Source organism: Klebsiella sp. w6 (assembly GCF_033100215.1).
Classification (GTDB): Bacteria; Pseudomonadota; Gammaproteobacteria; order Enterobacterales; family Enterobacteriaceae; genus Klebsiella; species Klebsiella variicola.
This window is the reverse complement of the sequence record NZ_CP136907.1, coordinates 4,984,060-5,007,809: the sequence shown is the minus strand read 5'-3', so window position 1 is coordinate 5,007,809 and position 23,750 is coordinate 4,984,060. Positions and strand designations below refer to the sequence as shown.

The window sequence follows — 23,750 nt, the reverse complement described above, 5'->3', positions numbered from 1 at the left end:
CTCAATTAACGCCATAGCCGCGTTGGCTGCGCTCGCTCACCCCAGTCACGTACTGAATGTACGCTCCCGGGGATTCCCTCGTTTGCCGCCTTGCTCTGACGCTAATTGCTTTGCGAAAACGGAGGAATGCGGCCATTTCCCGGGTCGCGGCGTTCCGCCTTACCCGGGCTACCGGACGGTGCAAAACAGTAGCCCGGATAAGGCGCTGCGCGCCGCTATCCGGGAAAAGCGCATTGGTCTTTAACCGATTTGCCCATTGCCCAGGTGCTTAACGCGGCGCTTCACCTCTTCCTGCTTGCCGGCGTTGAACGGGCGCGCGTCCGGACTGCCGAGATAACCGCATACCCGACGAGTAACCGACACGCGAGCGGCATCGTGGTTACCGCATTTCGGGCAGGTAAAGCCCTTGCTGGTGCACTCGAACTCGCCGGTAAAACCGCACTCGTAGCATTCATCGATCGGCGTGTTGGTGCCGTAGTACGGCACGTGCTCATAGCTGTAATCCCACACGTCTTCCAGCGCCTTCAGGTTGTGCTGGATATTCGGGTACTCGCCGTAGCAAATGAAGCCGCCGTTGGCCAGCGGCGGGTACGGCGCTTCGAAATCGATCTTGTCGTACGGGTTGACCTTCTTCTCGACGTCAAGGTGGAAGCTGTTGGTGTAGTAACCTTTATCGGTCACGCCCTCCACTATGCCAAACTCGGCGGTGTCGAGACGGCAGAAGCGGTCGCACAGGTTTTCGCTCGGCGTGCTGTACAGACTAAAGCCGTAGCCGGTTTCTTCCTTCCACACATCGACGGCGTCGCGCAGGCGCTGGACGATGGCCACACCTTTCTCACGCAGCGCCTCGCTGTCGTACATATGCTGATTACCGTACAGCGCATTGATGGTCTCATGGATACCGATATAACCCAGCGAAATGGACGCGCGGCCGTTTTTGAAAATCTCGGAGACGTCATCGTCGGCTTTCAGCCGCACGCCGCAGGCCCCTTCCATATACAGGATCGGCGCCACGCGGGCCTTCACCCCTTCCAGACGGGCAATACGGGTCATCAGCGCTTTGCGCGCCAGCTGCAGGCGCTCGTCCAGCAGCGCCCAGAAGGCGGCTTCGTCGCCTTTCGCTTCCAGGGCGATACGCGGCAGGTTGAGGCTAATCACGCCGAGGTTATTGCGCCCGTCATGCACCTGCTCGCCATCCTCGTTTTTCCACACCCCGAGGAAGCTGCGGCAGCCCATCGGCGTTTTAAACGACCCGGTGACTTTCACCACCTGATCGTAGTTGAGGATATCCGGGTACATGCGCTTGCTGGCGCACTCCAGCGCCAGCTGCTTGATGTCGTAGTTCGGATCGCCGAACTTATGGTTCAGACCGTCGCGAATGGCGAAGACCAGTTTCGGGAATACCGCGGTTTTGCGATTTTTACCGAGGCCAGCGATGCGGTTGCGCAGAATCGACTGCTGGATCATGCGCGACTCCCAGCTAGTGCCGAGGCCAAAACCAAAGGTGACAAACGGCGTCTGACCGTTGGCGGTATGCAGCGTGTTGACTTCATACTCCAGCGACTGGAAGGCGTCGTAGCACTCTTTTTCGGTACGGGCGCGGGCATAGCCTTCGGCGTCCGGGATCTGCCACTCTTCGGCGATTTTACGATGCTTTTTGAAGCTTTCGGTGACGAACGGCGCCAGCACTTCATCGATACGGTTGATGGTAGTGCCGCCATAAATATGGCTGGCGACCTGGGCGATGATCTGCGCCGTCACCGCGGTGGCGGTAGAGATAGACTTCGGCGGCTCGATCTCCGCGTTGCCCATCTTAAAGCCCTGAGTCAGCATCCCTTTCAGATCGATCAGCATGCAGTTGAACATCGGGAAGAAGGGCGAGTAATCGAGGTCGTGATAGTGGATCATGCCGCGCTCGTGGGCCATCACCACATCGTGGGGCAGCAGGTGCTGCCGCGCATAGTGCTTGGCGACGATACCGGCCAGCAGGTCCCGCTGGGTCGGGATGACTTTGCTATCCTTGTTGGCATTTTCGTTGAGCAGCGCGGAGTTGGTCTGCTCGACGAGGCCGCGGATCTCCTGATTGAGGCGGCCGCGCTTCTCGCGCTGGCTATCGCGGTCATGGCGATACTCAATGTAGGCGCGCGCCAGCTGCTTATAGGGGCCGGACATCAGCTGGTTTTCTACCGCAGTCTGAATCTCGTTGATGTCGACCTGGGCGCGGCCCTGCATTTGTTGGCTAACGACTTCTGCGACGGTGGCGCAATAGTCTGCGTCATCGACTCCCGCTGCTTTAGCTGCACGTAGAATTGCTTCCTGAATGCGCTCTGATTTGAACGGCACTTTACAGCCATCACGTTTCATCACATGCGGTGTCATGATCACTCCATATATAGAACAGGTTATCCACAGAGGCGGAGGTTATCCCGAAGGCGCTGCACGCTACGGCTCGTGCTGTTTGCCTTCAGATCCGGCCCGTTTTATCCACATCTCATCACCGCCAGACATCGACAAGATATGGTGACATAATAGACGATTAATACAACATGTAGGGCCGGGACGCATTTTAAGTTCTATATGTAGTGATTTGCATCAAAGATGTTTGCGATTTTATTGACCCAGAACAAGGTAAAAAGGTGAGAGTACGGATGATGGGCGCTGGCGATAAATGTAAATTTATCTGGCTGGAAAATAAGCAAAAATGCCTGGCATCCACCTCCGATGCCAGGCATTACGCTCCGGTTTCTGTCGGGCAAGAAGTACCTTACGCCTGCAGCCACCATACGGCTTCGAACGGCCGCAGCGTCAGACCGGTCGGGCGGGGCGTAGTTTCGGCATAGTTGCTGATGATCATCTTCCAGTCGCCCTGGGCTTCCTCTGGCTGCCAGGTCTGCAGGTCGCGGCTCAGGTTGGCGGCGACCACCAGTGTTTGCCCCTGCCACTGACGGCGATAACACCACAGCGACGGATGGTCCGGCAGGAGATCCTGGTAATCGCCCCAGGTCAGCAGCGGCAGGGTTTTACGCAGCGTAATCAGCTGCTGATAGGCATAAAACACCGAATCGGGGTCCGCCAGCGCCGCCTCAACGTTGATCTCCCGGTAGTTATCGCCAAGGCCGATCCACGGCTCACCGTCGCTGAAGCCGCCGTTCTCCCCGGCGTGCCACGGCATCGGCGTGCGGCTGTTGTCGCGCGACTTACTGGCGAGGATTGCCAGCAGTTCGTCCGGGCTTTGCCCCTGCGCTGCGCGCTCGATAAACATATTGTGGCTTTCGACGTCACGGTAATCGCTGATGCTGCTGAAGTGCGGATTGGTCATGCCGATCTCTTCGCCCTGGTAGATATAGGGCGTGCCCTGCATGCCGTGCAGCACCATCGCCAGCATCTTCGCCGCCGGCACCCGGTACTCGCCTTCGTCGCCAAAGCGCGACACGATGCGCGGCTGATCGTGGTTACACCAGAACAGCGCGTTCCACGCCCGATTGTGCATCCCCTGCTGCCAGTGGCGGAACAGCGCTTTCAGCGCCACATAGTCCGGGCGGGCGAGGGTCCATTTTTCACCGCCGGGATAATCGACCTTTAAATGGTGGAAGTTAAAGGTCATCGACAGCTCGCGGCCGTCCAGCGCGGCGTACTGCTGGCAGTGCTCCAGCGAGGTGGAGGACATCTCGCCGACGGTCATCAGGTTACGGGGAGTAAAGACATCGCGGCTCATCTCCTGCAGGAATTCATGCACCCGCGGGCCGTCAGTGTAGAAGCGGCGGCCATCACCCTCCGCATCGCAGGGGAAGGTCTGGTCTTTCGAGATCAGGTTGACGACGTCGAGGCGCAGACCGTCGACGCCGCGGTCGGCCCAGAATTCGCAGACCTTTTTCAGCTCAGCGCGTACCGCCGGGTTCTCCCAGTTGAGATCCGCCTGTTCAATGGCGAACAGGTGCAGATAATACTGCCCGCTGTCGGCGTGCCACTGCCAGGCGTTGCCGCCAAATTTGGAGCGCCAGTTGTTCGGCAGCGCGTCCGGTTCGCCGTCGCGCCAGATATAGAACTGCCGGTAGGGACTCTCCTTATTCAGCGACTGACGGAACCATTCATGCTCGGTCGAGGTATGGTTCAGTACCATATCCAGCACGATGCGGATGCCGCGGGCCTTCGCCTCCGCCACCAGGGCGTCAAAGTCGGCCATCGTGCCGTAGGAGGGATCGATAGCGGTGTAGTTCGCCACATCGTAGCCGTTATCCACCTGCGGCGACACGTAGAACGGCGTCAGCCAGATGGCGTCGACCCCAAGCTTCTGCAGATAGTCGAGGCGGGAAGTGACGCCGCGCAGATCGCCGGTACCGCTGCCGGTGGTATCCTGAAAACTCTTCGGATAGATTTGATAAATAACGCCGTTTTGCCACCAGTGGGGAAGATGATTCATAGTGCTTTCCTGCTGCAACGAGGGGCGCCAAAGGCGCCCCGAAAGAAGAAGTTAGACAATCTGCAAGGTGCCCTGACGGTACTTGCGCTGATACACCACGGTGGTCAGGATAATCGGCACCACCACCGCGATAGCCATCGCCATGGCGTACACCTGCCAGTAGGTTGGCTGGATGGAGAGGATGCCCGGCAGGCCGCCGACGCCGATGCCGTTCGCCAGCACGCCGTTCAGGCCGCACAGCAGGCCGGCAAGACCGGAGCCGATCATCGCGCACAGCATCGGGAAGCGGTACTTCAGGTTGATACCGTACATCGCCGGTTCGGTAACCCCGAGGTAAGCAGAGATTGCCGCCGGCACCGAGATTTCGCGTTCATTCTGTTTACGGCTGGCAATAATAATGCCGACTACCGCCGATGCCTGGGCAATGTTGGATAGCGCAATCAGTGGCCACACCGGGGTGCCGCCCATGCTCTGGATCATCTGCATATCGATAGCGAGGGTGGTCTGGTGGACACCGGTAATCACCAGCGGCGCGTAGAGGAAGCCGAACAGCGCGGCGCCGATTGGCGCGAAGCTGCCGGTTAACAGATGGCGTACCGCGAAGGCCACGCCGTCGCCGATCAGGCGGCCGAACGGACCGATAATGGCGTGCGCGAGGAACACCGCGAGGATCAGCGAGCAGACCGGGACAATGACCAGGTAGAGGTAGTCAGGCACGATGCGCTTGAGGCGCGTCTCGATAAAGCCGAGCGTCAGGCCCGCCAGCAGGGCCGGGATCACCTGCGCCTGGTAGCCAACTTTGGCAATGGTAAACAGGCCGAAGTTCCACACCTCCGGCACCTGCTGGCCGAGGAGATAGGCGTTCATCAGCTGCGGGGAAACCAGGGTGACGCCAAGGACGATCCCGAGGATCGGCGTGCCGCCCATTTTCTTCACCGCTGACCAGCAGATCCCCACCGGCAGATAGAAGAAGATCGCCTCGCCAATCAGCCACAGGAAGTCATAGATGGTTTTCAGCGACGGGTGCATCTGAGCCAGCGTCTGGCCGTTGCTCATGGGTAAGTCGCCGATGACGTTACGGAAACCGAGGATCAGACCGCCACTGATTAGCGCCGGCAGCAGCGGGAAGAAGATCTCGGCAAAGTGCGAGATCAACTGCTCATGCCACTTCATATTTTGCCGCGCGGCCTGCTTGACCTGCTCTTTATTGGCGGAGGTCTGGCCGGTGGTAGCCAGCAGGGCCTTGTAGTAATCGCCCACCTCGGTGCCGATGACCACCTGGAACTGACCGGCGTTAGTGAAGCATCCCTTCACCATGCGCAGCTGTTCAATCTCTTTTGGTTTGGCGATGGCCGGGTCGTTCAGCACAAAGCGCAAACGGGTAATACAGTGGCTGACGGTGGCGATGTTGCCGCGCCCGCCCACCAGTTCGATCAGTTTATCGATGTCCTGCTGGTTTACTTTGCTCATGATGAAGCCTCAAAAACAGAGGGGAGAGATGCCGTTTTTACCTTGAGGGCATCCTAACCGTTTCGTTTGCTTTGCAAAATGGGAACGTTCCCGAAACCCGGCGACGATCACATAAATCGTCCGAACGAGATTAATTCAGGGCGGCGGGAATCACGATCTGGCGGGGTTCGACGCTGCCGGCGATCTGCTCGATCAACTGCCGGGCGGCCCGGCGTCCGGACTCGGCATAGCCGGGATCGACGGTCAAGATTTCCGGGTGGAGAAACTTCATTAGCGGCGTGCTACCGACGCTGGCGAGCTGCAGCGCAGCGCGGCCCTGCTGCTGAAGGTACTTGCTGGCGCCGAGGGCGAGGGTATCCGTCGCGCAGACCAGGGCGCTGGTTTCGGCCGTCAGCACGCTGGCGACGGTGTCATACCCCTGCTTCATGCCCAGGCCCGGCAGAGCGGCGGTGGGCGTCAGGCGATGCTTTTTACAGAAGGCGAGGTAGGCGAGATGGCGGCGCTCGCCGGTGGTGACGTCGCTGTGCGGGACGCCAAGAAAACTGATGTGGCGATGTCCGCGATCGTAGAGCCGCTGCATCAGCAGCGTGATGGCGCCTTCGTCGTCATAGCACACCGAGGCGAAACCGGGGGCGTCGCGGGCCATCAGCACCAGCGTATCGCGCCAGGGGGCGAGCATCGCCTCATCAATGCCGGTAAATCCGAACAGCACTACGCCGTCAATATTACGCCGGGCGAGCATGCCGAGATGCTCTTCAACCAGTCCCGGGGAGAACTGGCTCTCCATCATAATCGGATCGTAACCCTGTTCATAAAAGGCAGGCAGCATGGTCTGCACGGCAAGGTTTTCCGACAGGGAATCCAGACGGGTAACGATAATCGCCACCACTTTATCGCTCTGGCCGCGCATGGCGCGGGCGGAGCGGGAGGGTGAGAAACCGTGCTGCTGCATCACCGCTTCGACGCGCTCGCGGGTCCGTTCGCTGACCCCGCTCTCGTTGTTAAGGACGCGGGATACCGTCGATTTTCCTACGCCGCTTAAACGCGCAATATCTTTGATGGTCAGCCGGTTCTGCATGCGGAATTCTCGTCAGGGATGGTAGAAGTGAGCCTAATGCTACTCAACCAAACCGCAATGAGCAAAGTCTGGTTTACGTTCGGTTTAGTTGCGCGGGCTTATCATCGCCATAAATGCCACACATGTCTCAACGAGCGCGCTATAATCCGCGCCGTTTATATTCACTTACCGGAGAATTTATGGACCCCGATCCCACTCCTCATCCTCGATGGAGCAACCTTTCTTTCCGGTAAGCCTGTTTAACACTGCTTTACCGGAAAGCGTAAAGCAGTGATGTCCTTGATGTCCCTGCCATAAAAATTACATGCCTGACAGGTAGGCTTTGCTACGCCTGTTGGCGACGCTGCGTTCGCTCGCGCGAGCGCGGAGGGACTGTTTATGTTGAAAAATTATACCCGGCAGCTGTTCGCGCAGCTTAGCCGCCATCTGCCACGCCGTTTGGTCCAGCGCGATCCGCTGCCTGATGCCCGTAACCTGACCAGCGTGCCGATCCCGGACTCGCTCGGCAAGCGCTGCCTGGACGTTGCGGCGATGGATGACCAGGAGATCTGGCGTGCCTTTGACAGCCACCCTGAAGGGCTCAATGAAGGCGAAGTGGCGGCAAAGATCCTCAAACATGGTGACAATCAGATCCCGGCGCAGAAGCCCTCGCCGTGGTGGGTGCATCTGTGGACCTGCTATCGCAACCCGTTCAACCTGCTGCTGACGGTGCTCGGCATCGTCTCCTATTCCACCGAAGATCTGTTCGCCGCGGGCGTTATCGCGCTGATGGTCGGCATCTCGACGCTGCTTAACTTCATCCAGGAAGCGCGCTCGACCAAAGCGGCGGATGCGCTAAAGGCGATGGTCAGCAATACCGCCACGGTGCTGCGGGTGGTGAACGAGCAGGGGGAGAGCCGCTGGCTTGAACTGCCTATCGACCAACTGGTGCCAGGAGATATCGTCAAGCTGTCGGCGGGAGATATGATCCCGGCGGACCTGCGCATTATTCAGGCGCGCGATCTGTTTGTCGCTCAGGCCTCGCTGACCGGCGAATCGCTGCCGGTAGAGAAAGTCGCGCGCAGCCGCGACCCGCTGCAGCAGAACCCGCTGGAATGCGACACCCTGTGCTTTATGGGGACCAACGTGGTGAGCGGCTCGGCGCAGGCTATCGTCTACGCCACCGGCGGCAACACCTGGTTTGGCCAGCTGGCCGGGCGCGTCAGCGAGCAGGAAAGCGAGCCGAACGCCTTCCAGAAAGGCATCAGCCGGGTCAGCATGCTGCTGATCCGCTTTATGCTGGTGATGGCCCCGGTGGTGCTGTTGATTAATGGCTACACCAAAGGCGACTGGTGGGAAGCGGCGCTGTTTGCACTGTCGGTGGCGGTCGGCCTGACGCCGGAGATGCTGCCGATGATCGTCACCTCGACGCTGGCGCGCGGGGCGGTGAAGCTGTCGAAACAAAAAGTGATCGTCAAACACCTCGACGCCATTCAGAACTTTGGCGCGATGGATATTCTCTGCACCGATAAAACCGGCACCCTGACTCAGGACAAGATCGTGCTGGAGAACCACACCGATGTCTCCGGTAAGTCCAGCGAGAGAGTGCTGCATACCGCCTGGCTCAACAGCCATTACCAGACCGGGCTGAAAAACCTGCTCGATACCGCGGTGCTGGAAGGCGTGGAGCTGGAGGCCGCCCGCGGCCTCGCGGAGCGCTGGCAGAAGGTGGATGAGATCCCGTTCGACTTCGAACGCCGCCGCATGTCGGTGGTGGTGAAAGAGCAGGGCGACGCGCATCAGCTGATCTGTAAAGGGGCGTTGCAGGAGATCCTTAACGTCTCGACCCAGGTGCGCTACAACGGCGAAATCGTACCGCTGGACGACACCATGCTGCGCCGCATCCGCCGGGTGACCGATACCCTGAACCGTCAGGGGCTGCGGGTGGTGGCGGTAGCAACCAAATACCTGCCGGCGCGCGAGGGCGATTACCAGCGCGCCGATGAATCCGATCTGATCCTCGAAGGCTACATCGCCTTCCTTGATCCGCCGAAAGAGACGACCGCCCCGGCGCTGAAGGCGCTGAAGGCCAGCGGCATCACGGTGAAGATCCTCACCGGCGACAGCGAGCTGGTGGCGGCCAAGGTGTGCCATGAAGTGGGACTGGATGCGGGCGAAGTGGTGATTGGCAGCCAGATCGAAGCCATGAGCGACGACGAGCTGGCGGCGCTGGCGAAGCGCACCACTTTGTTTGCACGTCTGGCGCCGCTGCATAAAGAGCGTATCGTGACGCTGCTGAAACGCGAAGGTCACGTGGTGGGCTTTATGGGCGACGGCATCAACGACGCCCCGGCGTTACGCGCGGCGGATATTGGCATCTCGGTTGATGGCGCGGTGGATATCGCCCGCGAGGCGGCGGATATCATTCTGCTGGAAAAAAGCCTGATGGTGCTGGAGGAGGGGGTGATCGAAGGCCGCCGCACCTTCGCCAACATGCTCAAGTACATCAAAATGACCGCCAGCTCCAACTTCGGTAACGTCTTTAGCGTGCTGGTGGCCAGCGCCTTCCTGCCGTTTCTGCCGATGCTGCCGCTGCACCTGTTGATTCAGAACCTGCTGTACGATGTCTCCCAGGTGGCGATCCCGTTCGATAACGTCGATGATGAGCAGATCCGTAAACCGCAGCGCTGGAACCCGGCCGATCTCGGGCGCTTTATGGTCTTCTTCGGACCGATCAGCTCGATTTTCGATATCCTCACCTTCGGCCTGATGTGGTGGGTGTTCCACGCCAATACCGTGGAGATGCAGACTCTGTTCCAGTCCGGCTGGTTTATTGAAGGGCTGCTGTCGCAGACGCTGATTGTGCACATGATCCGCACCCGGCGCATTCCGTTCGTTCAGAGCCGCGCCGCGTGGCCGCTGTTCGCCATGACTCTGGTGGTGATGGCCGTGGGCATTGCCCTGCCGTTCTCGCCGCTGGCGGGCTACCTGCAGCTGCAGGCGCTGCCGCTCAGCTACTTCCCGTGGCTGGTGGTGATCCTGGCGGGCTATATGGTGCTGACCCAGACCGTTAAAGGTTTCTATAGCCGTCGCTACGGCTGGCAGTGAAGGGCGCATTTTCGGATGAGCCACGTAAAAAAGGCAGCCACTGGCTGCCTTTTTTTCTGCCAACCAAAGCGATCAGCGACGCACGGCGATGGCTTCGATCTCGATCTTCACGTCTTTCGGCAGACGAGCGACTTCCACACAGGAGCGCGCCGGGAAGGTGGCATTGTGCTCGGTGAAGAACGCTTCGTAGGTGGCGTTAACGGTAGCGAAATCGTTGAGATCTTTGACGAATACGGTGGTCTTGACGATGTCGCCAACGGTGAGGCCAGCGGCTTCCACGATCGCTTTCACGTTGTTCAGCGACTGGCGCGCCTGCGCGGACACGTCTTCCGGGACGCTGCCGGTTTTCGGGTCGACCGGGATCTGGCCAGAGGTGATGATCATGCTGCCCAGATCAACGCCCTGAACGTATGGGCCAATCGCTGCTGGTGCATTTTCCGTCGCAATAGTTTTGCTCATGTTATCTCCAGATGAACTGAGTAATGTTACGCAAAATCATTCAGGTTGCCGCCAGAGGGTAAGCGCTGTGCCGCCGGCGCAGACGCCGCCTGAAGGACGAAGCGTAGGGTGGTAGCCATTATAGGGAGGCCTACCACCAATACCAACCGCATTTAGTTGGCCAGCACCACATAATGAGAAAACTCTTTTTCACAGTATTTGCATTTGAGTGCGATGTCATCGGCGCGTTTTTTCACTGCAAAACTGGAAGAAACCGGTTCGGCGTGGCTGATACAGTTGCTGTTCGGGCAGACCAGCACGCTGTCAATGCGATCCGGCAGGCTCGGGCGGGATTTGCCCACCACTTCGTAATCATCAATGCGGTTTACCGTCGCCTGCGGGGCGTACAGTGACAGCTGGTTAACCTGCTCGTCGGTCAGGAAGGTGTTCTCGATTTTAATCAAATCCTTGCGGCCCATCTCGCCGGAGGGCAGGTTCAGGCCGATGGTGATGCGCTGGTCGGTTTCGGTCAGTTTGAACAGGGTGAGCAGCTTAAAGCCGACCTGCGCCGGGATATGGTCGATCACGGTGCCGCGTTTAATGGCTTCTACTTGCAGTTTATTGTCGTGTGTCATCTCTCATTCCCCCTTACAGTGCCAGCTCGCTATTCAGTACCAGTGCCAGTAACGCCTGGCGGGCGAAGATGCCGTTACCGGCCTGCTGGAAGTACCAGGCGTGCGGTGTTTTATCGACATCGGTGGTGATTTCGTCAATGCGCGGCAGCGGGTGCAGCACCTTCATGTTGGCGCGCGCCCCTTCGAGGTCGGCGGCGCGCAGGACGAACTGCGCTTTCACGTTGGCGTATTCCGACGGATCCAGACGCTCTTTCTGCACGCGGGTCATGTACAGAATATCCACTTCCGCCATCACGTCGTCGATGGCGCTATGCAGGCTCCAGGCGATACCTTTTTCATCCAGCATATCGAGGATGTACTGCGGCATGGCCAGCGCGTCCGGGGCGATAAAGTAGAAGCGGTTGCCGCTGAATTTGGCCAGCGCCTGGGTCAGGGAGTGGACGGTACGGCCATACTTCAGATCGCCGACCATCGCCACGTTGAGGTTTTCGAGGCGGCCCTGGGTCTCCTGAATGGTGAACAGGTCGAGCAGGGTTTGGGTCGGGTGCTGGTTAGCGCCGTCGCCAGCGTTCAGTACCGGCACGCCGCCGGAGAATTCGGTCGCCAGGCGCGCGGCGCCCTCCTGCGGATGACGCATCACGATGGCGTCAACGTAGGTGCTGATGACGGAGATGGTATCCGCCAGGGTTTCCCCTTTTTTGCCCAGCGAGGTATTGGCGCTGTCAGAAAAGCCGACCACGCTGGCGCCCAGGCGGTGCATCGAGGTTTCAAAAGAGAGACGGGTACGGGTGGAGGCTTCAAAGAAACAGCTGGCGATAACCTTATGCTTCAGCAGCTCGGGTTGCGGATTGGCTTTCAGCTTTGCCGCCGTCGCCAGCACCAGTTCGAGGTCTTCGCGGCTGAGATCGTTTATGGAAATGATATGTTTTTGATATAGCGGGTTAGCCATGCTTATCTCCTGACGCTTGGGCAAAAAAAAAGCCCCTTAAATAAGGGGCTTCGGGAATCCAATGAGCAACGGAAAGAAAAACGCCAGGCCAGCGTCTGCGTTCAGACGCGCTAAGACAGAATGTCGTACGCAATTGGCCATGCTTCCTCCCGGCAAAACGACTGGCATTATACGCAGACCGTTATGACGATCAAGCGATTCATTCACAAACAGGTAATCGTTTGCCTGCAGAAAAGTGCGCCAGCGCAAAGAACGGTGAAACTGTACTGGTATGGCAGTGGCGATAGGGGTATAAAGTTATAAAATGAAATGCTGTTTTATATTCGAGGTAAGTGATGATTATTGGCAATATCCACCATCTGCAGCCATGGCTGCCTGCCGCGCTGCGCGAGGCCATTGAGCACGTCATCGCCCATGTCAGCGAGGCGACGCCGCTGGGTAAACACGATATCGACGGCAATAACCTGTTTTATCTGATTTCCGAAGACACCACCGAGCCGCAGGCCGCGCGCCGCGCGGAATACCATGCCCGCTATCTCGATATTCAGATTGTGCTCCGCGGCATCGAGGGGATGACCTTCAGTACCTTGCCGGCTGGAGAGCCGCAGATCGAGTGGCTGGCGGAGAAAGACATCGCTTTTCTGGCCGAAGGCCAGCAGGAGAAAACGGTGATCCTCAACGAAGGGGATTTTGTGGTGTTTTATCCCGGCGAAGTGCATAAACCGCTGTGCGCCGTAGGCGCCCCGGCGAAGGTGCGCAAAGCGGTAGTGAAGATGCTGATGGCGTAAAATGGCGAGCCACATCCCGGATAAGCGCCGTGCTATCCGGGATGTGGCCACACGCGAAGGACTACTTGCTCAGCGTCGCCACCATCACCGCTTTGATGGTGTGCATCCGGTTTTCCGCCTGGTCAAACACCACGCTCGCCGCCGACTCAAACACCTCGTCAGTCACTTCCATACCGCCGTGCAGGCCGTAATCGGCGGCCATCTGTTTGCCCAGCGTGGTCTGGTCGTCATGGAATGCCGGCAGGCAGTGGAGGAACTTGACCTGCGGATTGCCGGTCAGCGCCAGCATCGCACTGTTAACCTTATAATCGCGCAGCAGGGCGATACGTTCGGCCCATTTTTCCTTCGCCTCGCCCATCGATACCCAGACGTCGGTATAGATAAAATCGGCGCCTTTCACCCCCGCGGCGATATCTTCCGTCAGGGTGATGTTGCCGCCCTGCTGTTTGGCCAGCGCGGTACAGGTCTCCACCAGCTGAGACTCCGGCCAGCAGGCCGATGGCGCTACCAGGCGCAGATCCAGACCGGTCAGCGCTGCGGCTTCCAGCATCGAATTGCCCATGTTGTTGCGCGCGTCGCCGGCGTAGACCAGCGTCATCTGGTTAAAGGCTTTGCCCGGCAGGTGCTCTTTCATGGTCAGCAGGTCCGCCAGCAACTGGGTGGGGTGGAACTCGTTGGTGAGGCCGTTCCACACCGGCACGCCGGCGTATTGCGCCAGGGTCTCCACCACCTCCTGGCCGTGGCCGCGATACTGAATGCCATCGTACATCCGCCCGAGCACGCGGGCGGTGTCCTTGATCGACTCTTTATGGCCAATCTGGCTGCCGCTTGGCCCCAGATAAGTCACGCGGGCGCCCTGATCGTATGCGGCAACTTCGAAAGAGCATCGTGTACGGGTTGAGTCTTTTTCGAAGATGAGCGCGATGTTTTTCCCTGCCAGTTTCTGGACTTCGATACCGTTTTTCTTATCGGCTTTGAGCTTTGCCGCCAGCTCGAGCAGGGCGGTGATTTCTGCAGGCGTAAAATCGAGTAACTTTAAAAAATGCTTCTGGTAAAACGCAGACATGGTTCCCTCACCTGGCATAGGCCACTAATTGAATTAAAATTCAATTTATATGTATGAATATTCATTTGCAAGTCTGTGATCGAAATCTTTCACTGAGAAGTGGAGGCAATGACGGCGGTATGTGACAATAGGGACAACTGCCGCACATTATGAGGAACGAGCCATGGCAAACCCGGAACACCTGGAAGAACAGCGTGAAGAGACGCGTCTGATTATCGAAGAGCTGCTGGAGGATGGCAGCGATCCGGACGCACTGTACACGATTGAGCATCACCTCTCTGCAGACGATTTCGAAACCCTGGAGAAAGTGGCGGTGGAAGCGTTCAAGCTGGGCTATGAAGTGACCGAGCCCGAAGAGCTGGAAGTGGAAGAGGGTGACATGGTCATCTGCTGCGATATTCTCAGCGAATGCGCGCTGAACGCAGACCTGATCGATGCCCAGGTGGAACAGCTGATGACGCTGGCAGAAAAATATGACGTCGAGTATGACGGTTGGGGTACCTATTATGAGGACCCGAACGGTGAAGAAGACGGCGACGATGACGAAGATTTTGTCGATGAAGACGACGATGGTGTTCGCCACTAAGCTGCAGATGGATACGGCGGCGCCTGCCGCCGTATAGCAAGGAACTTCCATGGATTACCCGCAGATACTCTCCCCGATTATCAACTTCCTGCACTGCCCGACACCGCAGGCGTGGATTGATGAAGCCCGCAAGCCGGAAAACCTGCCGCTGCTGCTGACCGACCATATGGTGTGCGAACTGAAAGCGGCGCAGAACGCCATGCTGCTGGTGCGTCGCTACGTCGCGGATAAAGCCGACGCCGACGAGCTGCTGGCCTGCCTGAAGCCGTATGAAGACTTCACCTACCGCTGGGGGCCGGAGCCGGATTTCGTCGCCCTGCATAAGCGGATCAACAAAAGCGCCATGCCGCAGACCGACGACCCGTGGGGCCGCCAGTTGCTGGACAGCATGATTTTGCTGATTAAAGAGGAGCTACATCACTTCTGGCAGGTGCGGGAGATGATGCTGGCGCGTGATATTCCCTACGTCAAAATCACCGCCAGCAACTATGCCCGTGGCATGCGGCGGGAGGTGCGTTCGCACGAGCCGGTGATGCTGATCGATAAGTTGATCTGCGGCGCTTATATCGAGGCCCGCTCCTGCGAACGCTTTGCGGCGCTGGCGCCGTGGCTGGATGACGATCTGCAGAAGTTTTATCTGTCGCTGCTGCGCTCCGAGGCGCGTCACTATCAGGACTATCTGGATCTGGCGCAGAAGATTGCCGGAGACGATATTAGCGAGCGGGTGCGCCAGCTCGGCGAGGCGGAAGCGGCGCTGATCCTCAGGCCGGAGGCCGAGTTCCGCTTTCACAGCGGTGTGCCGGTGGCGGCGTAACCCTCGGTATTCGGGCCCTGCAGCCCCGGTAGCCACTAACACTGGCAGTTTCAGTAGCCCTGGGGAAAGAGATAGCGTTGAGAGCTTCAGCTCGCAATGGTATGGGCCGTAGGTCGGGCAAGGCGTTAGCCGCCACCCGACAAAAAAACGGCACCGCGAGCACGGGACATCCCCCGGCTTGCGCTACACTCAGCCGGGCTACCGAACTGTAGCCCCGGTAAGCGTAGCGCTACCGGGGACGCCTGCGATATCGAGGCGCTACAGCGTTTTCAGCATCCGCACTTCACAGTCAACGTGGCCGGTGCAACCCAGCGGCCCGTCAATGTGCTCGAAGCCGAGATGTTCATATAAGCCGATCGCCTCCGTCAGGAAGGCGGTAGTTTCCAGATAGCAGCGTTTAAAGCCCTGCTCGCGGGCATAGTCCAGCGCCAACAGCGCCAGCTTCTTCGCCAGCCCCTGACCGCGCGCGCTGGTCATAAAATACATTTTCTGTAGCTCGCAGATATCCGGCTCGCTGCAGGCGAGCGGCGCGACGCCACCGCCGCCAACCACTTCGCCCTCTTTCTCCACCACCCAATAGGCAGAGCCTGGCTGGCTGTACAGCTCATACAGTTCATCGAGATTCGGGTCGGCGACCGTATAGCCTTTATCGGCGGTGAGGCCATATTCAGCCGAGACCTGGCGGATGACCCTGGCGATGGCGGCATTGTCTGCCGCCGTAATGCGACGCAGCAACGTCGCCGCGGGGACGCTCGTATTCATACAATGACTCATTACCCAAAAAAGACGAATGATGATGTTAATAACATCGCGACAGGGGAAAGCGCAAGCGAGGATGTTTCATAAAAAAACGCCCCTTGCCGGGTGGCAAGGGGCGGGAGGATCACAGCGCGGCGATCACCGCCTGCTGCTCAATCAGCTTCGCTTTCGCTTCCGCGTAGCCTTCCAGCTTCTCGCGCTCTTTAGCGATCACCGCTTCTGGCGCGCGGGCGACAAAACCTTCGTTGGACAGCTTGCTTTCGATGCGGCCAATTTCACCTTCGATTTTGGCCACTTCTTTCGCCAGACGCGCCAGCTCATCTTCTTTATTGATGAGGCCCGCCATCGGGATCAGCAGCTCGGCGCCGTCGATAATCTTGGTCACGGAGACCGGACCTTTATCATCGGCAGGCAGCACGGTAATGCTTTCCAGACGCGCCAGGTTCAGCAGGAAGCTGCGGTTGTCGTTCACACGACGCTCGGCCTCTTTGCTGCAGCCGCGCAGCAGCAGTTCCAGCGGTTTGCCCGGGGCGATGTTCATTTCCGCACGGATGTTACGCACGGCGACGATCGCCTGTTTCAGCCATTCGGTATCGGCCAGCGCCGCTTCATCGACCTGAGAAGCATCGTACTGCGGGAACGGCTGCAGCATGATGGTGTCGGCGGTGATACCGCAGATCGCTTTCACGCGCTGCCAGATGGTCTCGGTGATGAACGGAATGATCGGATGCGCCAGGCGCAGCAGACCTTCCAGCACGGTCACCAGCGTATGGCGAGTCCCGCGCAGCTCCGCTTCGCTGCCACCGTTCATCACCGGCTTGGTCAGCTCCAGGTACCAGTCGCAGAACTGGTTCCAGGTGAACTCGTACAGGATGCCGGCGGCGATATCGAAGCGGAAGTTATCCAGCGCTTCGCGATACGCTTTCACGGTGTGGTTGAATTCCGCCAGGATCCAGCGGTCGGCCAGGGAGAGCACCATTTCGCCGCCGTTGAAGCCACAATCCTGATCTTCGGTATTCATCAGTACGAAGCGGCTGGCGTTCCACAGCTTGTTACAGAAGTTACGGTAACCTTCCAGACGCTTCATATCCCAGTTGATGTCGCGGCCGGTAGAGGCCAGCGCCGCCAGGGTAAAGCGCAGGGCGTCAGTGCCGTGCGGCTCAATGCCGTTCGGGAACTGCTTCTCGGTACGCTTGCGGATTTTCTCCGCCAGCTGCGGCTGCATCATGTTGCCGGTACGTTTCTCCAGCAGCTCCGGCAGGGTGATGCCGTCAACCATATCCAGCGGGTCGATAACGTTACCCTTGGATTTGGACATCTTCTGGCCTTCGTCGTCGCGGATCAGACCGGTCATGTAGACGGTCTTAAACGGTACCTGCGGCTTGCCGTCTTCATCTTTGATGAAGTGCATGGTCATCATGATCATGCGGGCGATCCAGAAGAAGATGATGTCGAAGCCGGACACCATCACGCTGGTCGGGTGGAACTGACGCAGGGCGTCGGTGTTTTCCGGCCAGCCGAGGGTGGAGAAGGTCCACAGCGCGGAGGAGAACCAGGTATCGAGAACGTCTTCATCCTGACGCAGGGCAACGTCCGTACCGAGTTTGTTTTCCTGACGCACTTCGTCTTCGCTACGGCCCACGTAGACGTTGCCGTCGTTGTCATACCATGCCGGGATGCGGTGACCCCACCACAGCTGACGGGAGATACACCAGTCCTGAATATCGCGCATCCAGGAGAAGTACATGTTTTCGTACTGCTTCGGCACGAACTGAATGTCGCCATTCTCAACGGCTTCCACCGCCGGCTTGGCCAGCACGTCCGCACGCACGTACCACTGGTCGGTGAGCATCGGTTCGATAACCACGCCGCCGCGATCGCCGTAAGGGACGGTCAGATCGTGCGGTTTGATCTCTTCCAGCAGGCCGAGGGCGTCAACCGCCGCAACGACGGCTTTACGCGCCGCGAAGCGTTCCAGTTTCTGGAACTCCGCCGGGATCTCGCTGGAGTAGACGTCGGATTCATTGCCTTTGGTGTCGTACACTTCCGCGCTTTCGCGGATGTCGCCGTCAAAGGTCAGGATGTTGATCATCGGCAGCTGATGACGACGACCCACTTCGTAGTCGTTAAAGTCGTGCGCCGGGGTGATTTTCACGCAGCCGGTGCCTTTTTCCATATCGGCGTGTTCGTCGCCAACAATCGGAATGCGGCGGTTAACCAGCGGCAGCACCACGAATTTACCAATCAGGTCTTTGTAGCGCGGGTCTTCCGGGTTGACGGCCACACCGGTATCGCCCAGCAGGGTTTCCGGACGGGTGGTGGCGACCACCAGGTAATCTTTACCGTCAGCGGTTTTCGCGCCATCGGCCAGCGGGTAGCGGATGTGCCACATGGAACCTTTCGATTCGCGGTTTTCCACTTCGAGGTCGGAAATGGCGGTGCGCAGTTTCGGGTCCCAGTTAACCAGGCGTTTACCGCGGTAAATCAGATCTTCTTTGTACAGGCGAACAAAGACTTCTTTCACGGCATTGGAAAGCCCCTCGTCCATGGTGAAGCGCTCGCGCTCCCAGTCCACGGAGTTGCCGAGGCGGCGCATCTGGCGGGTAATGGTGCCGCCGGATTCCGCTTTCCACTGCCAGATTTTGTCGATGAAGGCATCGCGGCCGTAGTCGTGACGGGTTTTCCCTTCTTCCGCGGCAATCTTACGCTCAACCACCATCTGGGTGGCGATACCCGCGTGGTCGGTACCGGCCTGCCACAGGGTGTTTTTACCCTGCATGCGCTGGTAGCGAATCATGGTATCCATGATGGTTTGCTGGAAGGCATGACCCATATGCAAACTGCCGGTGACGTTCGGCGGCGGGATCATGATGCAGAAGCTCTCCTGGCTTTCATCACCATTCGGTTTGAAATAGCCCTGCTTTTCCCAGTGCTCGTAAAGCGGCTGTTCGATATCTTGTGGGTTGTATGTCTTTTCCATTATTTCCAGGTTGCCGTGTTCAGGTTGAAACCAGCCATGCGGTACGCTTTATAGCGTTCGCGCGCCAGTTGTTTCAGATTTTCTTCGTAAGGGACAAAGTCTATCACTTCTGTGAAAGCGGTGGCAAAATCTGCAAAGTTAAGCCGCAGACTGATCAGAATGTCCCGCGGGCTGCTGTTGCGTTTCTGCGGCCAGGCAATCTCCACCGGCGCGCCGCCTCTCGGGCCTTCGCCCGCCAGATTATGCGGCACAAAGCTCTCCGGCGGCCGCGACCACAGCGCCTCGTCGAGACGAATCGCCTGCTGCTCATCTTCACAGGCGATCAGGACGCGCTTGCCGTTGCGCCAACGTTCTGCGGCAATGTCACACACCAGCTGCTCGACGGCGCTCAGGCCTTCGACGGTGTTTTCGTTGTCCAGAAGGTAGAACGTTGCATTCTTCATATATGGGGCTTCTTGTCGTGGATTTAAATGCAAAGCCGGGTGGCGCTACGCTTACCCGGCCTACAAACGGCATCTTTCCGTAGGCCCGGTAAGCGTAGCGCCACCGGGCATCAGACGGCAATCACTCTTCGCCGTTAAAACCCGCACGATTGAGCAGGAACTGCGACAGCAGGGCGACCGGACGACCGGTGGCGCCTTTGGCCTTACCGGAACGCCAGGCGGTACCGGCGATGTCGAGGTGCGCCCAGTTGTACTTACGGGTAAAGCGCGACAGGAAGCAGCCGGCGGTAATTGCGCCGCCAGGACGGCCGCCGATGTTCGCCATATCGGCAAAGTTGGACTCCAGCTGATCCTGGAACTCGTCGGCCAGCGGCAGACGCCAGGCGCGGTCGCCCGCCAGTTCGGAGGCGCCGATCAGCTCATGAGCCAGCGGGTTATGGTTCGACATCAGGCCGGTGATGTGATGGCCGAGGGCAATCACGCAGGCGCCGGTCAGCGTCGCGACGTCGATAACCGCTTCCGGTTCGAAACGCTCAACGTAGGTCAGGACGTCGCACAGCACCAGGCGGCCTTCGGCGTCGGTGTTCAGGACTTCCACCGTCTGACCGGACATGGTGGTCAGGACGTCACCCGGACGATAGGCGCGACCGCCAGGCATGTTTTCACAGCCCGCCAGCACGCCGATGACGTTCAGCGGCAGCTGCAGCTCGGCAACCATCCGCATCACACCGTACACCGCCGCGGCGCCGCACATGTCGTACTTCATCTCGTCCATGCCTTCGGCAGGCTTGATGGAGATACCGCCGGAGTCGAAGGTCAGGCCTTTACCGACCAGCACGATAGGGCGCGCGTCCTCAGACGGGTTGCCTTTATACTCGATGACCGACATCAGCGACTCGTTCTGCGAGCCGTTGCCGACGGCGAGATAGGAGTTCATCCCCAGCTCGCGCATCTGCTGTTCGCCGATCACGCGGGTAATGACGTTCTTGCTGTAGGTATCGGCCAGCTGACGCGCCTGGGAAGCCAGATAGGCGGCGTTACAGATGTTCGGCGGCATGTTGCCAAGATCTTTCGCCGCTTTGATGCCGGCGGCGATCGCCAGGCCATGCTGAATGGCGCGTTCGCCGCTGGTCAGCTCGCGACGGGTCGGCACGTTAAAGACCATTTTACGCAGCGGGCGACGCGGCTCGCTTTTGTTGGTCTTCAACTGATCGAAGCTGTACAGCGTCTCTTTGGCGGTTTCAACGGCCTGGCGAACTTTCCAGTAGTTGTTGCGGCCCTTGACGTGCAGCTCGGTCAGGAAGCAGACGGCTTCCATTGAACCGGTATCATTCAGGGTATTGATGGTTTTCTGGATGACCTGCTTATACTGACGTTCATCCAGCTCGCGCTCTTTGCCGCAGCCAATCAGCAGAATGCGCTCAGACAGAATGTTTGGCACATGGTGCAGCAATAACGTCTGGCCAGGTTTGCCTTCCAGCTCGCCGCGACGCAGCAGGGCGCTGATGTAGCCGTCGCTGATTTTATCGAGTTGTTCGGCGATGGGGGAGAGGCGACGTGGTTCAAAGACGCCGACCACGATACAGGCGCTCCGTTGCTTCTCCGGGCTACCGCTTTTTACACTGAACTCCATGCACTATGCTCCTGAATCTTAAAGACAACAGTGGTGGCTACGGCTATACTCGTCGCCTTTCAAGTTGCAGATGCGCCGGCTGCGCCTGCTTACCTGATGCGGGCCTAACGCGCGCGCCAGGGGTCACAGCCCTGCTGCCTTCTTACAACTCGAAATCCATTGAGTATATAATTGCAAGCTTTCGTAACTCATGTCCGCTGTTGCGGTGACTTCGTGTTAATCTTAACGTTATTAAGGCCTGGGTTCGTCAGAAAAGATCCTGACATGCAGAACCGATGAGTCATTTAATCTTAGCGATGTTTTCAACGACCAAAGAGAATAAATGACGTTTAAGCCATGAAACAAGCAATTTTCCTGCAATAAAACGGGTTTTTACGGGCGTATTTATAGTGATAATCATAAGATATCTGGTTCGTGAGACGCTGAAAAGCCAGTTGGCGATCCTATTCATCCTGTTACTGATTTTCTTTTGTCAGAAATTAGTCAGGATCCTCGGCGCCGCGGTGGATGGCGATATCCCAACCAATCTGGTGCTCTCGCTGTTGGGGCTCGGCATCCCGGAGATGGCGCAGCTTATCCTGCCGTTAAGTTTGTTCCTTGGCCTGCTAATGACCCTGGGCAAGCTGTACACCGAAAGTGAAATTACGGTGATGCACGCTTGCGGTCTGAGCAAAGCCGTGCTGATCAAGGCGGCGATGATCCTCGCGCTGTTCACCGGCGCGGTGGCGGCGGTCAACGTCATGTGGGCGGGGCCGTGGTCGTCGCGCCATCAGGACGAAGTGCTGGCCGAAGCCAAAGCCAACCCCGGCATGGCGGCGCTGGCCCAGGGCCAGTTCCAGCAGGCCAGCGATGGTAACGCGGTGATGTTTATCGAGAGCGTCAACGGCAACCGCTTCCATGACGTCTTCCTTGCCCAGCTGCGTCCGAAAGGCAATGCGCGCCCCTCGGTGGTGGTGGCGGATTCCGGCGAGCTGTCGCAGCAGAAAGACGGCTCGCAGGTGGTGACCCTCAACAAGGGCACCCGCTTTGAAGGCACCGCGATGCTGCGCGATTTCCGCATTACCGACTTCAATAACTATCAGGCCATTATCGGCCACCAGGCAGTGACCTCCGATCCGGACGACACCGAACAGATGGATATGCGCACTCTGTGGCAGACCCATACCGACCGCGCGCGTGCCGAACTGCACTGGCGCTTCACGCTGGTGGCGACCGTCTTCATTATGGCGCTGATGGTGGTGCCGCTCAGCGTGGTGAACCCGCGTCAGGGGCGCGTGCTGTCGATGCTGCCGGCGATGCTGCTCTACCTGGTGTTCTTCCTGCTGCAAACGTCGATTAAGTCGAACGGCGGCAAAGGCAAAATGGACCCGGCTATCTGGATGTGGGCGATTAACCTGCTCTATTTTGCGCTGGCGGTGCTGTTAAACCTGTGGGACACGGTGCCGATGCGCCGCTTCCGCGCCCGTTTTAATAAAGGAGCGTCCTGATGCAGGCGTTTGGCGTACTTGACCGTTATATCGGTAAGACGATTTTCAACACCATCATGATGACCCTGTTCATGCTGGTGTCGCTCTCCGGCATTATCAAGTTTGTCGATCAGCTGAAAAAGTCCGGGCAGGGTAGTTATGATGCGCTGGGCGCTGGTCTCTACACCATCCTCAGCGTGCCGAAGGACATCCAGATCTTCTTCCCGATGGCGGCGCTGCTTGGCGCACTGCTGGGGCTGGGGATGCTGGCCCAACGCAGCGAGCTGGTGGTGATGCAGGCATCCGGTTTCACCCGGCTGCAGGTGGCGCTGGCGGTAATGAAAACTGCGATCCCGCTGGTGCTGCTGACCATGGCGATCGGCGAGTGGGTGGCGCCCCAGGGCGAGCAAATGGCGCGCAACTACCGCGCCCAGCAGATGTACGGCGGTTCGCTGCTGTCGACTCAGCAAGGGCTGTGGGCGAAAGATGGCCACAACTTTGTCTATATCGAACGCGTGAAAGGCAACGATGAGCTGGGGGGCGTCAGCATCTATGCCTTCAATCCGGAGCGTCGTTTGGAGTCGGTGCGCTATGCCGCCTCGGCAAAGTTCGATAGTGAAAATAAAGTGTGGCGCCTGTCGCAGGTGGATGAATCCAACCTGACCGATCCAAAGCAGGTGACCGGGTCGCAGATGGTGAGCGGCACCTGGAAAACCAACCTCACGCCGGATAAGCTCGGCGTGGTTGCCCTGGATCCGGATGCGCTGTCGATCAGCGGTCTGCACAACTATGTGAAATACCTGAAGTCCAGCGGCCAGGATCCGGGACGCTACCAGCTCAATATGTGGAGCAAAATCTTCCAGCCGCTGTCGGTGGCGGTGATGATGCTGATGGCGCTGTCGTTTATCTTTGGTCCGCTGCGTAGCGTGCCGATGGGCGTGCGGGTGGTGACGGGGATTAGCTTCGGCTTTATCTTCTACGTACTGGATCAGATTTTCGGCCCGCTGACCCTGGTCTACGGCATCCCGCCGATCATCGGCGCGCTGTTGCCGAGCGCCAGCTTCTTCCTGATAAGCCTCTGGCTGATGATGCGCAAGGCCTAGCGGGTGAAGCCCGGAACGTATAAGCCCCCTCAACG

At 58.6% G+C, this 23,750-nt stretch carries 21 protein-coding genes; 7 read left to right on the top strand and 14 right to left on the bottom strand.

The features are described 5' to 3' along the window. Positions 1-240: 240 nt before the first annotated feature. From nrdD to treR, 4 genes are all read right to left on the bottom strand, one after another. Positions 241-2,379 carry an anaerobic ribonucleoside-triphosphate reductase gene (nrdD, locus tag R0140_RS24385; RefSeq protein ID WP_032736730.1) on the bottom strand — a complete coding sequence of 713 codons (2,139 nt, stop codon included), beginning with the start codon at positions 2,377-2,379 and terminating at the stop codon, positions 241-243. A gap of 385 nt (positions 2,380-2,764) precedes the next feature. Continuing rightward, the gene (gene treC / locus R0140_RS24380; protein WP_008807132.1) at positions 2,765-4,420 is read right to left on the bottom strand and encodes an alpha,alpha-phosphotrehalase; all 1,656 of its coding nucleotides are present in this window, start codon (positions 4,418-4,420) and stop codon (positions 2,765-2,767) included. 51 nt (positions 4,421-4,471) lie between these two features. Beyond that, the gene (gene treB / locus R0140_RS24375) at positions 4,472-5,890 is read right to left on the bottom strand and encodes a PTS trehalose transporter subunit IIBC (RefSeq protein ID WP_032741413.1); all 1,419 of its coding nucleotides are present in this window, start codon (positions 5,888-5,890) and stop codon (positions 4,472-4,474) included. A 130-nt stretch (positions 5,891-6,020) separates the two neighbouring features. Further along, complete coding sequence (gene treR / locus R0140_RS24370; RefSeq protein WP_008807130.1) at positions 6,021-6,968, bottom strand: trehalose operon repressor TreR; 948 nt, start codon at positions 6,966-6,968, stop codon at positions 6,021-6,023. A gap of 113 nt (positions 6,969-7,081) precedes the next feature. Here treR and mgtL point away from each other — a divergent pair, with 113 nt between their 5' ends. Next, positions 7,082-7,201, top strand: coding sequence for a mgtA regulatory leader peptide MgtL (mgtL, locus tag R0140_RS27850; protein ID WP_353074613.1), 120 nt, complete (start codon positions 7,082-7,084; stop codon positions 7,199-7,201). A 145-nt stretch (positions 7,202-7,346) separates the two neighbouring features. After that, a complete protein-coding gene (gene mgtA, locus R0140_RS24365) occupies positions 7,347-10,055 on the top strand; it encodes a magnesium-translocating P-type ATPase (protein WP_008807129.1) in 2,709 nt (902 codons plus the stop codon). 72 nt (positions 10,056-10,127) lie between these two features. Here the strand turns inward: mgtA and ridA are convergent, their stop codons facing one another. The 4 genes from ridA to R0140_RS24345 form a co-directional block, all read right to left on the bottom strand. Continuing rightward, on the bottom strand, positions 10,128-10,514 hold the full coding sequence (gene ridA / locus R0140_RS24360) for a 2-iminobutanoate/2-iminopropanoate deaminase (RefSeq protein ID WP_002886926.1): 387 nt from the start codon (positions 10,512-10,514) through the stop codon (positions 10,128-10,130). A 152-nt stretch (positions 10,515-10,666) separates the two neighbouring features. Continuing rightward, the gene (gene pyrI, locus R0140_RS24355) at positions 10,667-11,128 is read right to left on the bottom strand and encodes an aspartate carbamoyltransferase regulatory subunit (RefSeq protein ID WP_002886927.1); all 462 of its coding nucleotides are present in this window, start codon (positions 11,126-11,128) and stop codon (positions 10,667-10,669) included. 13 nt (positions 11,129-11,141) lie between these two features. Continuing rightward, positions 11,142-12,077: an aspartate carbamoyltransferase gene (pyrB, locus tag R0140_RS24350; protein WP_004206522.1), complete on the bottom strand. Its 936-nt coding sequence runs from the start codon at positions 12,075-12,077 to the stop codon at positions 11,142-11,144. Between the two features lie 36 nt (positions 12,078-12,113). Then, positions 12,114-12,218 (bottom strand): pyrBI operon leader peptide, encoded by a 105-nt coding sequence (locus tag R0140_RS24345; RefSeq protein ID WP_012969080.1) that lies wholly within the window; start codon positions 12,216-12,218, stop codon positions 12,114-12,116. A 194-nt stretch (positions 12,219-12,412) separates the two neighbouring features. On the opposite strand from R0140_RS24345, the gene R0140_RS24340 reads away from it, so the two are divergent. Beyond that, entirely contained in the window at positions 12,413-12,865 is a 453-nt protein-coding gene (locus R0140_RS24340) for a YhcH/YjgK/YiaL family protein (protein ID WP_032741415.1), read from the top strand. Between the two features lie 61 nt (positions 12,866-12,926). On the opposite strand, the gene argF is transcribed toward R0140_RS24340, so the two are convergent. Together argF and argL are read right to left on the bottom strand one after the other, a co-directional pair. Next, positions 12,927-13,931: an ornithine carbamoyltransferase gene (gene argF, locus R0140_RS24335; protein ID WP_032741416.1), complete on the bottom strand. Its 1,005-nt coding sequence runs from the start codon at positions 13,929-13,931 to the stop codon at positions 12,927-12,929. Further along, positions 13,901-13,996, bottom strand: coding sequence for a putative translational regulatory protein ArgL (gene argL, locus R0140_RS27845; protein ID WP_370736902.1), 96 nt, complete (start codon positions 13,994-13,996; stop codon positions 13,901-13,903). The genes argF and argL overlap by 31 nt, the downstream gene beginning before the upstream one ends. A 98-nt stretch (positions 13,997-14,094) precedes the next feature. Between argL and rraB the strand changes: the two genes are divergently transcribed. Both rraB and miaE read left to right on the top strand, forming a co-directional pair. Further along, positions 14,095-14,517: a ribonuclease E inhibitor RraB gene (gene rraB, locus R0140_RS24330; protein WP_008807126.1), complete on the top strand. Its 423-nt coding sequence runs from the start codon at positions 14,095-14,097 to the stop codon at positions 14,515-14,517. Positions 14,518-14,566: 49 nt separating this feature from the next. After that, entirely contained in the window at positions 14,567-15,331 is a 765-nt protein-coding gene (gene miaE / locus R0140_RS24325; RefSeq protein ID WP_008807125.1) for a tRNA isopentenyl-2-thiomethyl-A-37 hydroxylase MiaE, read from the top strand. 258 nt (positions 15,332-15,589) lie between these two features. Here the strand turns inward: miaE and R0140_RS24320 are convergent, their stop codons facing one another. From R0140_RS24320 to pepA, 4 genes are all read right to left on the bottom strand, one after another. Further along, complete coding sequence (locus R0140_RS24320; protein WP_008807124.1) at positions 15,590-16,093, bottom strand: GNAT family N-acetyltransferase; 504 nt, start codon at positions 16,091-16,093, stop codon at positions 15,590-15,592. 121 nt (positions 16,094-16,214) lie between these two features. Continuing rightward, entirely contained in the window at positions 16,215-19,070 is a 2,856-nt protein-coding gene (locus R0140_RS24315; protein WP_064171396.1) for a valine--tRNA ligase, read from the bottom strand. Then, complete coding sequence (holC, locus tag R0140_RS24310) at positions 19,070-19,513, bottom strand: DNA polymerase III subunit chi (RefSeq protein ID WP_008807122.1); 444 nt, start codon at positions 19,511-19,513, stop codon at positions 19,070-19,072. Before holC ends, R0140_RS24315 begins: the two co-directional genes overlap by 1 nt. A gap of 121 nt (positions 19,514-19,634) precedes the next feature. After that, positions 19,635-21,146, bottom strand: coding sequence for a leucyl aminopeptidase (pepA, locus tag R0140_RS24305; RefSeq protein ID WP_008807121.1), 1,512 nt, complete (start codon positions 21,144-21,146; stop codon positions 19,635-19,637). 389 nt (positions 21,147-21,535) lie between these two features. Between pepA and lptF the strand changes: the two genes are divergently transcribed. Together lptF and lptG are read left to right on the top strand one after the other, a co-directional pair. Beyond that, positions 21,536-22,633 (top strand): LPS export ABC transporter permease LptF, encoded by a 1,098-nt coding sequence (lptF, locus tag R0140_RS24300; RefSeq protein ID WP_172491471.1) that lies wholly within the window; start codon positions 21,536-21,538, stop codon positions 22,631-22,633. Further along, positions 22,633-23,715: an LPS export ABC transporter permease LptG gene (gene lptG / locus R0140_RS24295; RefSeq protein WP_008807120.1), complete on the top strand. Its 1,083-nt coding sequence runs from the start codon at positions 22,633-22,635 to the stop codon at positions 23,713-23,715. The genes lptF and lptG overlap by 1 nt, the downstream gene beginning before the upstream one ends. Positions 23,716-23,750: the final 35 nt, after the last annotated feature.

Bases quoted from the DNA above. Each gene is read 5' to 3' on its own strand.
- nrdD (WP_032736730.1), bottom strand. From the start codon at position 2,379: ATGACACCGCATGTGATGAAACGTGATGGCTGTAAAGTGCCGTTCAAA.
- treC (WP_008807132.1), bottom strand. From the start codon at position 4,420: ATGAATCATCTTCCCCACTGGTGGCAAAACGGCGTTATTTATCAAATC.
- treB (WP_032741413.1), bottom strand. From the start codon at position 5,890: ATGAGCAAAGTAAACCAGCAGGACATCGATAAACTGATCGAACTGGTG.
- treR (WP_008807130.1), bottom strand. From the start codon at position 6,968: ATGCAGAACCGGCTGACCATCAAAGATATTGCGCGTTTAAGCGGCGTA.
- mgtL (WP_353074613.1), top strand. From the start codon at position 7,082: ATGCCACACATGTCTCAACGAGCGCGCTATAATCCGCGCCGTTTATAT.
- mgtA (WP_008807129.1), top strand. From the start codon at position 7,347: ATGTTGAAAAATTATACCCGGCAGCTGTTCGCGCAGCTTAGCCGCCAT.
- ridA (WP_002886926.1), bottom strand. From the start codon at position 10,514: ATGAGCAAAACTATTGCGACGGAAAATGCACCAGCAGCGATTGGCCCA.
- pyrI (WP_002886927.1), bottom strand. From the start codon at position 11,128: ATGACACACGACAATAAACTGCAAGTAGAAGCCATTAAACGCGGCACC.
- pyrB (WP_004206522.1), bottom strand. From the start codon at position 12,077: ATGGCTAACCCGCTATATCAAAAACATATCATTTCCATAAACGATCTC.
- R0140_RS24345 (WP_012969080.1), bottom strand. From the start codon at position 12,218: ATGGCCAATTGCGTACGACATTCTGTCTTAGCGCGTCTGAACGCAGAC.
- R0140_RS24340 (WP_032741415.1), top strand. From the start codon at position 12,413: ATGATTATTGGCAATATCCACCATCTGCAGCCATGGCTGCCTGCCGCG.
- argF (WP_032741416.1), bottom strand. From the start codon at position 13,931: ATGTCTGCGTTTTACCAGAAGCATTTTTTAAAGTTACTCGATTTTACG.
- argL (WP_370736902.1), bottom strand. From the start codon at position 13,996: ATGAATATTCATACATATAAATTGAATTTTAATTCAATTAGTGGCCTA.
- rraB (WP_008807126.1), top strand. From the start codon at position 14,095: ATGGCAAACCCGGAACACCTGGAAGAACAGCGTGAAGAGACGCGTCTG.
- miaE (WP_008807125.1), top strand. From the start codon at position 14,567: ATGGATTACCCGCAGATACTCTCCCCGATTATCAACTTCCTGCACTGC.
- R0140_RS24320 (WP_008807124.1), bottom strand. From the start codon at position 16,093: ATGAATACGAGCGTCCCCGCGGCGACGTTGCTGCGTCGCATTACGGCG.
- R0140_RS24315 (WP_064171396.1), bottom strand. From the start codon at position 19,070: ATGGAAAAGACATACAACCCACAAGATATCGAACAGCCGCTTTACGAG.
- holC (WP_008807122.1), bottom strand. From the start codon at position 19,513: ATGAAGAATGCAACGTTCTACCTTCTGGACAACGAAAACACCGTCGAA.
- pepA (WP_008807121.1), bottom strand. From the start codon at position 21,146: ATGGAGTTCAGTGTAAAAAGCGGTAGCCCGGAGAAGCAACGGAGCGCC.
- lptG (WP_008807120.1), top strand. From the start codon at position 22,633: ATGCAGGCGTTTGGCGTACTTGACCGTTATATCGGTAAGACGATTTTC.